This is a genomic window from Paracoccus sp. S3-43 (genome assembly GCF_029027965.1).
Classification (GTDB): Bacteria; Pseudomonadota; Alphaproteobacteria; order Rhodobacterales; family Rhodobacteraceae; genus Paracoccus.
In genome coordinates this window covers 1,531,998-1,546,119 of the sequence record NZ_CP119082.1, presented here as the reverse complement: position 1 = coordinate 1,546,119, position 14,122 = coordinate 1,531,998, and the positions used below count along the sequence as shown (strand labels likewise).

Sequence of the window (14,122 nt, the reverse complement as noted above, 5' to 3'; positions counted from 1 at the left end):
GGTCCTCTACTCACGCCGCCTCGGAACCGTCCCACCCGGCCCCGAACCCGCGCATCGCGAGGTCGAGCCGAAGGCGGGCGATGTGGCGGTAGAGGGCGGAACGGGAGATGCCGGTGCGGCTGACGATCTCGGGAACGGCACAGGCGCCAAGTGCTGCGCAGAGGCCACGCATGTCGTCAGGCAGATCGCCCAGCGCCCGGGCGAGATCGTGATGGGTCTCGGCATCATCCACGGCGGAGCGGTCCTGACCATGCCAAGCGGCCAGACCGTCGGCCTCTGCCAGCATGCAACCCAGCGGCTCGGTGCTGCCGGAGATAGATGCATCCAGCGAAAGCACGGCGCCACCCTGCGCGCGGCGCTGGCGGTGATGACGGATGGCGATGCGCGAGGACTGGTTGCGAAGGACGATGTTGGCGAAGGCACCGATGCTGCCACGGCGGGCGTCGAAACCGGGCAGCCGGCAGATCAGGTCGACCAGCAGGTCCTGGCGGAGATCGTCGAGATCGGCGGCAGGCAGCATCAGCTTGCGATGCAGGCGGCGCGCGGCAACGGCCGCCTCGTCGATCAGCGTGGCAAGGTCGTCGGGGGAAATTGGCGGAAACATTCGGGAGCACCTCGGAACATGTTGCTGTTGTTCCGAATGTGCCGCTCAGCGCGCCGCTGCCGGTGTGATTGCCGGAACTGGGGAAGGCCGATCAGCGGGCCGCTGACAAAGCGGGGCGGGGGTAGCCGGTTCAGGCCCGAGAATATCGCTCAGATCAGTGTTGATAATTGAACAGTCGTTCATTTACTCGGCCTCGTGAATTGAAAATTTTTGTGCAGACAAAAGCGTCGGGGTTCCGTGTCCCCGCGGCCCGGCCCCATAGGGAAGAACCTAGACCCCGCATCGCAGAAACCGATGATCGGCTGCGCTGCATCCCCGCGACCAGGGCCACGAAGCCCGGATGCCCATGATCCATCTGCCGCCCGCTTCCGCCCACCGGGAAATAGGTCGGGGAAATGGACCGGGGGAATGGACCGGGGAAATAGGTCGGGGAAATAGACCGGGGAAATGCGGCAGAAGCGATGATACGGCAGAAGCGAACGAGTCCCGGAGTCCCATGCTTTCCGTATGAAGCCCTTACGCGCATACGCGCGCCCGCGTGAGCGAGAGAACCGGAAGGGATGGGACCAGATGGGACTCGTTCAGCCAATCCTTTGCATTTCAATGGGTTGTCTTGGGTCAAGCGCCGTGCTGATGGGACTGGCGTTTTTCCGTGAAGATGGACAGCGATCAACGATGCGATAGACGCTATGATAGGCTGCGGCCTATGATGGACCGCAGCGCATTTGCTCAGTGGGTAAGACATTGCGTCACCTCATCACCTCGGGCGGGCAGATCGTCGAACGGATCACGAAGCGGCATGAGTTTCAGCCCGCGCCACCCACGCCCGCGCATCCCAGCCGTGTTCTGGATCGGATCAAAGCCGCGATCCTTCATCCGCTGCGGGAAGTCGCCGCGCTTATTGCCGGGTTCGTCACCATTCGACCGGGCATAAGATGACCAGGAGTCGAACAGGCTTTCGGTCGTCGCAGCGAAACCTTGACCAATGATGCAGCGATCAGCGATCCAATTTGCGAAGGTATCCTGTTCCTCAAAATAGGCTTCTGTCGTTTCCACCATGACAGCAGGGCGGATCAGCCCATGCCTTTGCCAATCGAGGCAACCTTGCACCGCCCAGGACAGGATGCCCGGAAACTCGGCTTCCAGTGCCCCTTTCAAGCCGAAGTCAGGCGCGGCAGGCTTCCGGTCGAACGGCATCACGTTGAACCGCCACTTGATCGCGCCGTCGACGTCGCTGAATGCCGGTTTGTTGTTCCCGACGATGACCAGCTTCAACTGTGGCTTGAACGAAAAGTCATCCTGCCGCATGAAGCGCGCGGTCATCACGTCGCCGCCTGTCAATTGCTTGATCCGGTTTTCCGCCCAGGCGCGGCCCGCTTCGGTTTCGTTGGCATAGGCCATTCGCGCGCCGTGCAGCCGGGCTATCTCGGTTGAATGGCGGGCGTGTTTCTGGGCGGTGATCGTCTCGGTATCGACAGCAACTGCATAATCAGCCATCAGCGCGCCAAGGGTGTTCATCGCAGTCGATTTGCCCGATCCGCCCGGCCCATGAACGAACAGCAGGGCTTCTTCGCGGGTGTCGCCGGTCAGGCCGTAGCCCGCCCATTGCTGAATGAAGCGGATCGCATCGGCATCGCCGCCCGTGGCATGGTCGAGGAAGGCCAGCCAGCGCGGGCAGTCGCGGGCCGGATCGAACGAATCCAGCGGCACGGGCGCGGCAGCCGTGACCTTGGTTATCATGTCGGTTTGCTGCGCAGGCCGCAGTTCCCCGGTGCGCAGGTCCACGGTGCCGCCTGGCGTCCCCAGAAGCCAGTGATCGCGGTCCCAAGCCTCGGCAGTCACGGCAAAAGCCCGGTCGGCTTGTGCGAAGCGTTCGACCGCAGAGGCCGTGGCAGCCTTCGCCAGCGCCTTGGCAGCCGACGAACGCGGATCGGACGCAGCGCGGGCGCGGCAGATTTCCCGTGCCCAGGTGAAGGCCAGCTTGGTTTCTTCCTTGCGCCAATGGGTGCCGGTCCAGACATGCCAGCGGCCCGACGAATGGCAGAACCGCAGCCGGTCGGCATGGGCCGCAGCGAAAGCGCGGGCGACTCCGTCCTCGGTCATCGGGAAGCCGTTGATGTCTTCGGGCACATCGTCAAAATCGGACAGGTCAACTTCCAACCCGCCTGCGTTGGCCCAGGCCCGCTGCACCTGCCGGGCATCCTTCGCCCAAGCGGCAAGGTCCGGGTCTTTCGCCAGTTCCGCCCGGAATCCGTCCAGGTCCATGCCCGCACGGCGGCATTCGCCCGCGATGCGGAAGGCCCGGCCCGAACGGGATTCGTCCTTCGGCGCTGCCTTGGGCGCGTCACTCTTGAAGCGTGGCCCGGCGTCTTCAATCAGCCAAGTCAGCGCGGCGCGGTCGACTGGCTGAATGGTGGCGGGCGCTTGGTCCAGGCGATCACCGGTCACGGTGAAGTAGCGGTTGCCCAGATGCAGGGCGATTTCATGGTGGCTGCCCCGCGAGAAAGACTTGCCCCATAGGGTGCCCATGATCGCCCGAACCGCGTCCAGATCGGCGGCGGCATAGCAGAAAAACACCTTCACGCCGGTTCCGCTGGGGCTGACCTCGGCATAGGATGCAAAGCGCGCCGCGATCTCCGCCGCCCACGGTTCAAGCTGTCCGGTCAGCAGGTCTATGCAGGAGTCCAGATCGACGCCGCCCAGCCGTTCAGCAGCATCGCCGCCCAGCATAAGCCCGACGCCGCCCTTCCGCCCGCCCGCCAGCAGGTCACGGGCCACAGCCTCTGCTTGCGGGCGTGTCAGCCACGTTGCCGGATCATTAGCCCGCGCCATGTGCTGCGGCGTGACATAGGGAACCTTTGTCGGGGTGCCCTTGCGATCATCTTCGCGCCACGCGACCCATTTTCGCGCCGCGTTCAGCGCAGCCCATACTTGATTCGGGTTGCTCGATTCGCTATATTCAGTGCAGGCGCTTTCGTGAGCCGCCGAAGTTTCAACGCCGTTCCGGGGACCAGCCGGGGCGGCGTTCTCCGTTTCAGCGCGCGGGGTCCAGCCCAGCAAGTCGCCCAAGTCCGTTGTCATATCGTTCATTGCAGTTCCTCGGTGTGAGGCCCCGCAAACGGTTTGACCTTAGCGGAAAATTTTCAAGGATTTCAGCGGAGGCATTTCGGGCTGTTTGACAGAGCAAGCAACTGATTTTGCTTGACTCCGACAGACCCTCACTGTCCGCCACTTGCCGTCGCGAAAGCGTTCTCCCCATCCGGCTGCGGCCGGATTTTTCCGTTGTTTTCGAGGGTTATCCGGGAGCGGCTGAGCACCGGCGCCAGCGTCAGGAGGCGCAAAGGCGGTCTGTCTGGGCCGATATTCTCCGGACCTCATGACTGCTCCTATTTGGTGAATTTCCACCAAGCTGTTGAGAATGCGTTGGATAATCACGTGTCAGCTGAACACTTCGATTTCAGGGGCACGTTTCGAGAAGGAACAGAAACCCAACTTCCACCAGTTCTGGATCGAAGTCTATGAAGTTGGATGCTGTGACGCCAGGGCGATTTCGGAACGGCCCCTGAGCGTGGCGTAGAGGTCCTGCAACTCGCCCAGATCGTCTTCGGAAAGGCCCCGCTCGAACAGCTGATGGAATCGGCTCCGAACAGGAACCTCTTTGAACTGGGATCTCTCAAGGCGATAGCCAGTCTTCAGGCGCTCTTCGCCGCCAAGCCAGGCGTTGACCTCTTCCAGTAGCTTGCCCGAGGGGTCCGTGTAGAGCAAATCCCACGCGGCAAGGCCCTGTGCCCAGCGAGATTCATCCGGAGACAGGCGCGCGCGATACTTTCGGCTGGGAATTTCGCGCAGCGGGCCGACATATGTCATCGCGGCGAGATAGTCGCGAACCAGTCGGAGATGGCCCCGACACCAATCGCCAGTGCCGCCAGGGCAAGGCCGATGTTGTCGCGCGCGTCGTGGGGATCGCGGCCGAGGCCATGACGGACGCGCAGGCCCGCCCATGTGTCGGGCATCACCTGCATCAATCCCATCGCCCCGGCCGATGATATGGCGCGCACATCGCCCGTGCTTTCGGCGCGCAGCACGGCGCGAATCCAGTGCTCGGGGATGCCGAAACGCTGCGAAGCCTCCGCGATGTGAGCCGCATAAGGATTGCGGCGACCGGGCGCTCGACCGACGCGGATTGCGCGACAGCGACGCCTGATCCGGCGCAGACGGAAGCCGCGCCCAGGATGCGCGTTCACGTGCCTCGTTCAGGCTCGTGGCAGGAAAATCTCCGACGGACACCCAGACCCGGCGCGGCATGCCGGCCTCCGCAAGAAGAAGAACCTGGAAGATCTTGCTCCCCGGGGATAGAGCCTGAGAAACAGGCCCGATCCATCGCCGAGGCGTTCCTTGCTCCTGCCGAATGTCGCGGCTTCGATCTGCTTTACTGTCAGTGGCATGGCTTTCCTTTCAGGAGCTACCCTGGTCAGGAAAAGGTAACAGGCGGCGGTGGGCTGGGCTAACGAGCCATGAGAGCCTGCGAGGGCCCATGGCCCATGATGAGGTCGGATGATACCCGGTTGGGGGCGATTGCTGACTTCTCACTGTCCGCTACTTGCCCCAGTCACGATTGCCGTTCTCAACGGCGTGGTCCTTGACCTGTTTGACAAGCCGTGGGGCGTGGAACCCTTTCGCGGGTTGGCGGTTGAGGGCGACGGTCTCTTTATGCGTCTTCCTGCAAAGAATATCGGCAAAGTTTTCAGAGCATTTTCCGCAAGGAATTTGCCTCACCAAGTGCAGAATTATTGCCAAATCGTTGATGGGGGTTTCTAATCCATGAACCAGTTCCGGGAGGAGTGCGCTCATGCCCTACGATTTTGCCTATAGGCAGCTGTTGACCCTGATTGCCGCGCGCAGCCAGCAATGGCTGCGTCATCGGATCGACCTGATGCCTCGGACCGCGATCCCCGAAGATCAGATCGACGATCTGGCGGACATGGTGGCCGCGGCCCATATCTGCTCTGGCTTGAGGGGAACGCCGGCGCCGTTGCAGGCTTTTGTCCAAAGCCGATTTACCCCGGAGTTTACAGATTCGTTTATCGCCAGATTTCAAAGCGATATGACAGAAGGCACCTATCGCGGCGGCGCCTTGCTGCGCTGTCTGCCGGCCGATCAGCGCGGCGGGATCGCGCTGCCCGAGACCCGGTCCCTGGCGGATCGCCTTGCGGCAAGCGACGCGCCCGACCCGGCGCTGTGGGCCGAGGTCGAAGCCGAACTGCGCCGCCCCATCCCCGAGGAGCGGCTGGACGACAGCGCCGTCGAATCCTATGCCGGGGTGCTGACGCTTGCCTATCGTTTCGGGGCCGAGCGGCCGCACTTTGCCAGTACGCAGACCTATGGCGACGCCTTCGCGAACTGCCTGCGCTTTGCCGACTGGGCGCAGCGGAAGGGCAGGCTGGTGCCGCTGGCGCAGATGATCTTCTGCCTGTGCCTGATCGACCCCGACCATGACGTGACGCCGATGCTGGCCGAGGCCATATCAAGCCAGCGGCCCGACGGATCATTTCCCGCGCGGATCGGTTTTGGAACCGCCGACCAGGACGGCGCGGCGCTGCGGCCGACGCTGGCGGTCCTTGTCGCGCTGCACATGGCGATCCATCGCCGTTGGCGCGCGCCGCGACCGACCATACCGATGGCGGCCTAGAACAGCCCCTCGATCTGGCCCAGGTCGTTCAGGCCGATGGTTTCGGCGGCAGGATGGCGGGGCAGGCCGGGCATGGTCATGATCTGCCCGCAGATCGCCACGACAAAGCCCGCGCCCGCGTTCAGGCGAACCTCGCGGACCGGGATGACATGGTCCTCCGGGGCGCCGCGCAGGTCAGGATCGGTGGAAAAGGAATATTGCGTCTTGGCGATGCAGACGGGGAGGGCGCCATGACCCTCGGCCTCCCAGGCCTCAAGTTGCGGGCGAACGCCGGGCAGGGCCTCGACATGGGCGGCGCGGTGGATGCGGGTGCAGATCGTTTCGATCTTCTGCCAGAGGGGCATCGAATCGGGATACAGGGTGTGGAAATCGGCCGTCCCGCTTTCGACCAGCTCCACGACGCGGCGCGCCAGATCCTCGGCCCCCGCGCCGCCCTGCGACCAGTGTCGGCACAGGATCGCGTCGACGCCATGGCGCGCGCAGTAATCCTGTAGGGCCGCGATCTCGGCGGGGGTGTCGCCGTCGAAATGGTTCAGGGCCACGACCAGCGGGACGCCGAAGCCGCGCAGGTTCTCGATATGGCGGCCCAGATTCGCGCAGCCGCGCGTGACGGCGCCCGCATCCTCGGACCCCAGCCGGTCCTTGGCCACGCCGCCGTTCATCTTGAGCGCGCGGATGGTGGCGACCAGAACCACGGCGGCGGGGGACAATCCGGCCAGGCGGCACTTGATGTCCAGGAACTTCTCGGCCCCCAGATCGGCGCCGAAGCCTGCCTCGGTCACGACGTAATCGGACAGCCGCAGCGCGGTGTCGGTGGCGATGACGCTGTTGCAGCCATGGGCGATGTTGGCGAAGGGTCCGCCATGGACCAGGGCGGGGTTGTTTTCCAGCGTCTGCACCAGGTTCGGCTGCAAGGCATCGCGCAGAAGGACGGTCATCGCCCCGTCGGCTTTCAGGTCGCGGGCGGTGACGGGGCGGCGGTCGTGGGTATAGGCCACGACGATCCGGCCCAGCCGGGCGTGCAGGTCGTCCAGGTCGCGCGCCAGACACAGGATCGCCATCACCTCGGACGCGACGGTGATGTCGAAGCCGGTCTGGCGCGCGAAGCCGTTCGACACTCCGCCCAGCCCCACCACGATGTCACGCAGCGCGCGGTCGTTCATGTCCATCACCCGCCGCCAGGTGATCCGGCGGGTGTCGATCTGCAAGGCATTGCCCCAATAGATATGGTTGTCAATCATCGCCGCCAGCAGGTTATGGGCTGCCGTGATGGCGTGGAAATCGCCGGTGAAGTGAAGGTTCATCTCCTCCATCGGGACGATCTGGGCGTGGCCGCCCCCCGCCGCGCCGCCCTTCATGCCGAAATTCGGCCCCAGGCTCGCCTCGCGGATGCAGATCGTGGCGCGCTTGCCGATGCGGTTCAGCCCGTCGCCCAGGCCCACGGTGGTGGTGGTCTTGCCCTCGCCCGCCGGGGTGGGGTTGATGGCCGTCACCAGCACCAGATGGCCGCGCGGGCGATCTGCCAGCCGGGCCAGAGTGTCATGCGAAATCTTGGCCTTGTCAGGGCCATGGCGCAGGATGTCGTCCTCGCCCAGGCCCAGCCGGCCGGCGATCTGGGCGATGGGCAGCTTGCGCGCGGCGCGGGCGATCTGGATGTCGGTCGTCATGCCGCCCCGGATGGCCCGGCCCGCAGCCCCTGTCAACAGGCAGGATGGCGGCGTCAGTCGTTGCGGGTCAGTTCGGCCCGGACGGCGGCGCGCAGGGCCGGCAGCAGATCGGCCTCGAACCAGGGATTGCGGCGCAGCCAGCCGGTGTTGCGCCAGGACGGATGGGGCAGGGGAAAGACCCCCGGCGCGTGATCCCGCCAGGACGCCACGGCGGCCGTCACCTCGCGCAGTCCAAGATGCCAGCGGATCGCGTGGCCGCCGACCAGCAGCGTCAGGCCCGGGCGCAGGGCCGCCAGCACGCTGGCCCGCCAGGTCCGCGCGCAGATCGGCGGCGGCGGCAGGTCGGACCCGCGTTGGTCATAGCCTGGAAAGCAGAAGGCCATCGGCACGATGGCGATCCGGTCGCGGTCGTAGAAGACGGAGTCCCCCACCCCCATCCAGTCGCGCAGCCGGTCGCCCGACCGGTCGGTGAAGGGCCGCCCGCTGAGGTGGACGCGCATTCCGGGCGCCTGTCCCACCACCAGGACGCGCGCCTGGGGCCGGAACCAGGTGACGGGCCGGGGTTCATGCGCCGTGGCGGTCGCGGCAAAGCGGGGCGCGCACAGGCGGCAGTCCTGAATGGATCGTTCCAAGGGCGACATGACGAACAGATAGTGAAAATACGCCGCGAATGAAGAGCGACAAATCTTTGTTGAACAAGCATCGCCAGAGGGGAAAACCGGACATGACGCGGCGCAAGCTGATCCTCGACCGGGCATCCTTTCGGGTCGAACCGGGCAATTCCCTGGGCATCCTTGCGCCGAACAAGCCGGTCCGCTATCTGTCGCTGTCGGCCGCCCCCGTCGCCCCGCATGAGGCGACCTATCCCAAGACGCTCCGGAATACCCTGCTGGCCTTTCCGATCTTTTCGGGTATCTATCTGATGCTGTCGCTGACGGCGTCCTTCCTTCGCGAACAGGTATCCACATGACCGAAGCCAAGCATATCCGCATCCGCGACCTGTCCTGCGGCAACGATCTGCCGCTGATGGTGATCGCCGGTCCCTGCCAGCTGGAAGCGCTGGACCATGCGCTGATGATCGGCGAACGGATGGCCGAGGCATGCGCGCGCGCCGGGGCGGGCTATGTCTTCAAGGCCAGCTACGACAAGGCCAACCGCACCTCTTTGTCCGGGCGCCGGGGCGTCGGCATCGACGAAGGGTTGAGGATTCTGGCCACCGTCCGCGAACGGCTGGGCTGCCCGGTGCTGACCGATGTGCATGATGCCGAACAGGTGGTGCGGGCGGCGAAGGTCGTGGACGTGATCCAGATCCCGGCCTTCCTGTCGCGCCAGACCGACCTGCTGCTGGCGGCGGGCCGGACCGGGGCGGTCGTCAATATCAAGAAGGGCCAGTTCCTGGCGCCCTGGGACATGGCGAATGTCGCGGGCAAGGTGGCCTCGACCGGGAACGGCAATATCCTGCTGACCGAACGCGGGGTCAGCTTCGGCTACAACACCCTGGTGGCTGACATGCGGTCGCTGCCGATCATGGCGCGCACCGGCTATCCGGTGATCATGGACGCCACCCATTCGGTGCAGCAGCCGGGCGGGCAGGGCGGATCGTCGGGCGGTCAGCGCGAATTCGCGCCGGTGATGGCGCGGGCGGCGGTGGCCCTGGGCGTGGCGGGGGTGTTCATCGAAACGCACGAGGATCCCGATTGCGCGCCGTCGGACGGGCCGAACATGGTCCCGCTGGACCGGATGCCCGCCTTGGTGGAATCGCTGATGGGTTTCGACCGGCTGGCCAAGGCCGACCCGGTGATGGGCTAATCCGCGCGGCCCGCGGCATCGGCCGAGGCCCAAGCCCACTGGAAATTGTATCCCCCCAGCCAGCCCGTCACATCGACGCATTCGCCGATGAAGAACAGCCCCGGCACCTGGCGCGCCTGCATCGTGCGCGCGTCCAGGTCGCGCGTGTCGATCCCGCCCAGCGTCACCTCGGCCGTGCGATAGCCCTCGGTTCCCACCGGGCGGACCTGCCAGCGGTTCACCCGCGCCCCCAGGGCATCCAGCCGCGCGTTCGGCTGATCGGCCAGCCGCGCCTGCGCCAGGCCCATCTCCTCGCAGATCGCGGCCGCCAGGCGGGCGGGCAAGGCATTGCCAAGGACGGACGCAACACCGGCCCGCCCCGCCCGCGTCCGCTGGGCCTTCAGAAGGGCGGCGATGTCGCGTCCCGGCGCAAGGTCGACCTGCAAGGTCTCTCCGGCTTGCCAGAAGCTGGAGATTTGCAGGATCACCGGCCCGCTGAGACCGCGATGCGTGAACAGCAGCGCATCGCGGAACCGCCCGCCATCGTGGCGGATCTCGGCCTCGACCGAGACGCCGGCCAGCGGGCGGCACAGCGCCAGTTCCTGTTCGGCGAAGGTCAGCGGAACCAGGCCCGCGCGCCTGTCCACCAGCCGCAGCCCGAACTGCGCCGCGATGTCATAGGCGATGCCCGTCGCGCCGATCTTGGGGATCGACTTGCCCCCCGTCGCCACGACCAGCCGCGCCGCGCGGATCGTTCCGCCCCCGGTATCCACCACGAACCCGGTCCCGTCATGGCGGACCGACTGCGGCGCGGATAGCATCCGCAAATCGGCGCCCCGCATCCGGTCCAGCAGCATCCGGGTGATCTGCGTGGCCTTGCCGTCGCAGAAAAGCTGCCCCTGGGTCTTTTCGTGCCAGGCGATCCCGGCCCGATCCACCAGCCGCACGAAATCCGGCGCCGTGAAGCGCGCGAGGGCACTGGCCGCAAAGCGCGGGTTCTGCGACAGGAACCGGTCCGGGGCGGTGGCGAGGTTGGTGAAATTGCACCGACCGCCGCCCGATATGCGGATTTTCTCGCCCGGATGGACGGCATGATCCAGAACCATCACGCGCCGTCCGGGCCGCAAGGCGGAGCCCGCGCAGAACAATCCCGCCGCCCCCGCGCCCACTATCAGAAGATCCACCTGTTCCATCCGGGCGGCATAAATCGGCCTGGCGCGGGGCACAAGTTTTGCGATTTTCGACTTGCACCCCCCCACGGCCTTGGCTATTCACCCCCTCACAGTTGGGGCGTGGCCAAGTGGTAAGGCATCGGTTTTTGGTACCGTGTACCGTAGGTTCGAATCCTACCGCCCCAGCCAAATCCGCAGACATCCTTGTTTTTTCGTAACTTTCGTTGCTTTCGGGCAGTTGAGGGGACTGATGTCCTCCATGACTGTCCATCAGATGCGCCGCGCCCCAACCTTAAGGGGCTTTCGAATGGGCATCGTCAACTTCGTCTTTCGTCGCGGCGCGATTTATACTTGGCGCCGCCGCGTCCCCGCTCGTGTTCAGTGCGAGGCGGTTCACCTGCAGGTCAGCCTGGGCACAGCGTGCCCGTGGACGGCGCGTCGTTTGGCGGGCATTGTGACCCAGGAAAGCGAAGAGGTTTTTGAAGCGATGGCTCTGGACGGTCTTCCGCGAGACGCGGCGAGAAAATGGCTTGAGCGCGTCGTGCGGGAGGAACTGCAGCGTATCGAACGCCGCAACCGCGCCCAATCGGACAGTTCCGAGCGTGGCTACGCCCGTGCCAATGCCGGTGAAGATCGCGCCATGGCTCATGCCTTGCGTCTTCTGGCGCGAGACGGCATCGGTGCCGATCTAAGCGAGGCAGAGTGCGCTGAACTCGCGTCGGAAGGTGTGCCCGACCGGGATTTGCCCAAAGTCGAAGCTTACATGCAGCAGGCCGCTGGCGAGGTCCTCAGCGAAACTGTCGAGCGCAAAATTCGCGAGGGCGCGTCAGAGGCCGCCAATCTCACTCATCTGGACGCACATCAGTTCCTCGATGCACGCCGCATCTATCTGCGGGGGCGTGCCGCTAGGCCGTGTTGACAAAAGGGATTCACAGGACGTGCTGAACGTGATTCAAGCTGGTATCTGCGATGGAGACCAGCTTGGCACGAGACCTGATGTCTGACGAGGAATGGGCGTTTCACGAACGCTTCATTCTGGCCGTCCGCGCACCGAACGGGCGCAAACCCATGAACCATCGTCTTGTTCTGGATGGGATTTTCTGGATAGCCCGCACAGGTTCGCCGTGGCGTGACCTGCCGGAAGAGTTCGGCAAGTGGTCGTCGGTCTACCGCCAGTTCCGGCGCTGGACCCTGGCCGGGCTGTGGGAAGGGATACTGGAGGCCCTGAACGAGAGCGGGGTGGTTCCAGCGGCCTTGCAGATGATCGACAGCACCGTGGTCCGCGCCCATCATCAGGCAGCGGGCGCTAAAGGGGGACTCCGCGACAGGGTTTTGGCCGTTCGCGAGGTGGCTTCACGACAAAGATCCACCTCCGCGTCAATGGCGCAGGCCTGCCCATGAGGTCGGACATCACGCCGGGCCAGACATCGGACTATCTGGGCTTTGACCTCATCATGGACGACAACCTGCCAGAGCCCTCCGTCCTGCTGGCGGATCGCGGCTATGACTCTGACAGGGTTCGAGAAACCATGGAGGCGCGCAACGTCGTGCCGGTGATCCCGATGCGAAAGTCCCGCAAGCTGCGCGTGGCCGTGGACCGAACCCTTTACCGGCTGCGCAACCTCGTCGAGCGCTGCTTCAACAAGCTCAAGAATGCCCGCCGCGTCGCCACCCGCTACGACAAAACCGCAGAGAGCTTCCTGGGCTTCATCGACATCACCTCGATCCGCATCTGGCTCCGCCATTTGTCAACATGACCTAGGTTCGTTACCAGCATACACCCCGCCGCAGAAGCCGTCGACGACGACCAGTTTTAGTTGACCTGAGAGAGGGCTCTTACACCGTTCATAAATGTAGCGCCTAAAATATTCTTCGAGGATTTTGTGCTTACGTTTCGAGTGCGTCCCGAGAGCCGCGCCCTCCTGCCATCGATAACCATCCGTTCTCGCCACGCCGTAATCTCCGCCATACTCACATCAGATAGGAGCCGGCATTTCATTCCAGACTTGCCCACGATAAGTTCGGCCATTCAATTTCTTGGAGCGGCGCTTGTTATCCTTGCCCCACGTTCCCCATTGCTTGAAGAAGAACGCCGTTCCAGATCGTCGGCAGGCATCATGAACTTCGTCGATCCAGCCTTCCAAAATCGGTCGAGCCTTGGGGCCACTTTCTCCGCCAACAATGGCCCAGTCAATCCCCGAGAGATCGACATCGCCCACCGGGCCAATCAGAGGTTCGAAGGAGATAAAGCGGATCGCTGCACTTACTTCACGGAGCGATTCAATTCGATGTAACACGGCGGCATTTTCAACGCTCGTCCCCAACCAGACATTCGGCAGTGTTCTGAATCCATCCAACGCTGCGAACTCTGCCATCCTGTCCGGGCGCTTTGTCAGGATCTGATAACTGTGATGGGGGGTTTGCGCCATCACATCCCAAACCTTGGAGACGAAGGAAGGTGAGACATCGCTATGGAAGAGATCGCTCATAGAGTTTACGAAGACCTTGCGTGGCTTTTTCCACCGGAGCGGGATATCCAGCGCGCGCTCGTCTTCGATGATCTTGCCGTTCCAGATCGTCCGGCTTCCGGATTGCCGCGTCAAGCCTGTGTATTTGTCGACGCCCATCGCTTCGAGGCGACGTGCCATCTGCATGGCATAACAATTGGTGCATCCGGCCGACATGATGGTGCAGCCAGCGACAGGGTTCCAGGTGGAATCCGTCCATTCTATTGCGGTTTCACTCATCACTCGGCCTCAGGCTTTTCGACCAGCTTACCTTGCCGCTGGCCCGGTCGCAATCGGCTCGTGTCTGCCGGATTTTCTTATGGGTCTGCACCTTTCGGACGAATTCTAAGCGGAGCGCCGCCTTCGCGTGATAGGCAATCGAGCGGACCTCTCGCGCGGTCAGTTTCCGGCTTCATCAGTCGGGACAGGATGGGGATAACCGCCTCAAAAAGCAGGTGCCCCTTGCTCGATCTCGTCCGCGAACGCCTGCGCCATGCCGTGCATCTTCAGGCTCCGCAGCATAATGTCGATGGCGCCGCTAGCGGGGTCATGACGCATGATGGCCTCCTGAGTCTTCCACGCCCCCTATTTTACCCACATGCTGGTGACCTGCGGTGTGCCTCAAGCAATTCGCATCTATCACCATCGTCTCGGGTGCGGCCGCTTCAGCAGCAAGTCCTTCCATGATCCGCGCA

Annotated in this window: 12 protein-coding genes, 1 tRNA gene and 1 pseudogene; 6 read left to right on the top strand and 8 right to left on the bottom strand. The window is 64.1% G+C overall.

Annotated elements, in window-relative coordinates; translation table 11 throughout:
• Positions 1 to 10: 10 nt before the first annotated feature.
• The 4 genes and pseudogenes from PXD02_RS07995 to PXD02_RS07980 form a co-directional block, all read right to left on the bottom strand.
• Positions 11 to 604 (bottom strand): sigma factor, encoded by a 594-nt coding sequence (locus PXD02_RS07995; protein WP_275106281.1) that lies wholly within the window; start codon positions 602 to 604, stop codon positions 11 to 13.
• Between the two features lie 729 nt (positions 605 to 1,333).
• The gene (locus PXD02_RS07990; protein ID WP_275106280.1) at positions 1,334 to 3,694 is read right to left on the bottom strand and encodes a phage/plasmid primase, P4 family; all 2,361 of its coding nucleotides are present in this window, start codon (positions 3,692 to 3,694) and stop codon (positions 1,334 to 1,336) included.
• 426 nt (positions 3,695 to 4,120) lie between these two features.
• Positions 4,121 to 4,471: a hypothetical protein gene (locus PXD02_RS07985; RefSeq protein WP_275106279.1), complete on the bottom strand. Its 351-nt coding sequence runs from the start codon at positions 4,469 to 4,471 to the stop codon at positions 4,121 to 4,123.
• A 71-nt stretch (positions 4,472 to 4,542) separates the two neighbouring features.
• Positions 4,543 to 4,838: pseudogene (locus tag PXD02_RS07980) on the bottom strand (lytic transglycosylase domain-containing protein); the annotation flags it as partial.
• A gap of 870 nt (positions 4,839 to 5,708) precedes the next feature.
• Here PXD02_RS07980 and PXD02_RS07975 point away from each other — a divergent pair.
• Positions 5,709 to 6,293 (top strand): hypothetical protein, encoded by a 585-nt coding sequence (locus tag PXD02_RS07975; protein ID WP_275106278.1) that lies wholly within the window; start codon positions 5,709 to 5,711, stop codon positions 6,291 to 6,293.
• Here PXD02_RS07975 and PXD02_RS07970 read toward each other — a convergent pair.
• Positions 6,290 to 7,960, bottom strand: coding sequence for a formate--tetrahydrofolate ligase (locus tag PXD02_RS07970; protein WP_275106277.1), 1,671 nt, complete (start codon positions 7,958 to 7,960; stop codon positions 6,290 to 6,292). The genes PXD02_RS07975 and PXD02_RS07970 overlap by 4 nt on opposite strands.
• 53 nt (positions 7,961 to 8,013) lie before the next feature.
• The gene (locus PXD02_RS07965; protein WP_275106276.1) at positions 8,014 to 8,601 is read right to left on the bottom strand and encodes a uracil-DNA glycosylase family protein; all 588 of its coding nucleotides are present in this window, start codon (positions 8,599 to 8,601) and stop codon (positions 8,014 to 8,016) included.
• 83 nt (positions 8,602 to 8,684) lie between these two features.
• Between PXD02_RS07965 and PXD02_RS07960 the strand changes: the two genes are divergently transcribed.
• The gene (locus tag PXD02_RS07960; protein ID WP_473092064.1) at positions 8,685 to 8,930 is read left to right on the top strand and encodes a hypothetical protein; all 246 of its coding nucleotides are present in this window, start codon (positions 8,685 to 8,687) and stop codon (positions 8,928 to 8,930) included.
• Positions 8,927 to 9,769, top strand: a complete 843-nt coding sequence (gene kdsA / locus PXD02_RS07955; RefSeq protein WP_275106275.1) for a 3-deoxy-8-phosphooctulonate synthase — start codon at positions 8,927 to 8,929, stop codon at positions 9,767 to 9,769. Before PXD02_RS07960 ends, kdsA begins: the two co-directional genes overlap by 4 nt.
• On the opposite strand, the gene PXD02_RS07950 is transcribed toward kdsA, so the two are convergent.
• The gene (locus PXD02_RS07950; protein WP_275106274.1) at positions 9,766 to 10,941 is read right to left on the bottom strand and encodes a BaiN/RdsA family NAD(P)/FAD-dependent oxidoreductase; all 1,176 of its coding nucleotides are present in this window, start codon (positions 10,939 to 10,941) and stop codon (positions 9,766 to 9,768) included. The two genes, kdsA and PXD02_RS07950, sit on opposite strands and share 4 nt — an antisense overlap.
• A 93-nt stretch (positions 10,942 to 11,034) precedes the next feature.
• Here PXD02_RS07950 and PXD02_RS07945 point away from each other — a divergent pair.
• From PXD02_RS07945 to PXD02_RS07935, 3 genes are all read left to right on the top strand, one after another.
• Positions 11,035 to 11,109, top strand: a tRNA-Gln gene (locus PXD02_RS07945).
• Between the two features lie 118 nt (positions 11,110 to 11,227).
• Complete coding sequence (locus PXD02_RS07940; protein WP_275106273.1) at positions 11,228 to 11,839, top strand: DUF6538 domain-containing protein; 612 nt, start codon at positions 11,228 to 11,230, stop codon at positions 11,837 to 11,839.
• A gap of 50 nt (positions 11,840 to 11,889) precedes the next feature.
• Positions 11,890 to 12,677 (top strand): IS5 family transposase gene (locus PXD02_RS07935; protein ID WP_275103592.1). Its coding sequence is split into 2 segments (ribosomal slippage): positions 11,890 to 12,229 and positions 12,229 to 12,677, totalling 789 coding nucleotides; the frame shifts between segments, so codons are not numbered across the junction.
• 219 nt (positions 12,678 to 12,896) lie between these two features.
• Here PXD02_RS07935 and PXD02_RS07930 read toward each other — a convergent pair.
• A complete protein-coding gene (locus PXD02_RS07930) occupies positions 12,897 to 13,667 on the bottom strand; it encodes a phage Gp37/Gp68 family protein (protein WP_275106272.1) in 771 nt (256 codons plus the stop codon).
• Positions 13,668 to 14,122 lie beyond the last annotated feature (455 nt).

Coding starts and splice junctions, on each gene's coding strand:
- PXD02_RS07995 (WP_275106281.1), bottom strand. CDS start 604: ATGTTTCCGCCAATTTCCCCCGACGACCTTGCCACGCTGATCGACGAG.
- PXD02_RS07990 (WP_275106280.1), bottom strand. CDS start 3,694: ATGAACGATATGACAACGGACTTGGGCGACTTGCTGGGCTGGACCCCG.
- PXD02_RS07985 (WP_275106279.1), bottom strand. CDS start 4,471: ATGACATATGTCGGCCCGCTGCGCGAAATTCCCAGCCGAAAGTATCGC.
- PXD02_RS07975 (WP_275106278.1), top strand. CDS start 5,709: ATGACAGAAGGCACCTATCGCGGCGGCGCCTTGCTGCGCTGTCTGCCG.
- PXD02_RS07970 (WP_275106277.1), bottom strand. CDS start 7,960: ATGACGACCGACATCCAGATCGCCCGCGCCGCGCGCAAGCTGCCCATC.
- PXD02_RS07965 (WP_275106276.1), bottom strand. CDS start 8,601: ATGTCGCCCTTGGAACGATCCATTCAGGACTGCCGCCTGTGCGCGCCC.
- PXD02_RS07960 (WP_473092064.1), top strand. CDS start 8,685: ATGACGCGGCGCAAGCTGATCCTCGACCGGGCATCCTTTCGGGTCGAA.
- kdsA (WP_275106275.1), top strand. CDS start 8,927: ATGACCGAAGCCAAGCATATCCGCATCCGCGACCTGTCCTGCGGCAAC.
- PXD02_RS07950 (WP_275106274.1), bottom strand. CDS start 10,941: ATGGAACAGGTGGATCTTCTGATAGTGGGCGCGGGGGCGGCGGGATTG.
- PXD02_RS07940 (WP_275106273.1), top strand. CDS start 11,228: ATGGGCATCGTCAACTTCGTCTTTCGTCGCGGCGCGATTTATACTTGG.
- PXD02_RS07930 (WP_275106272.1), bottom strand. CDS start 13,667: ATGAGTGAAACCGCAATAGAATGGACGGATTCCACCTGGAACCCTGTC.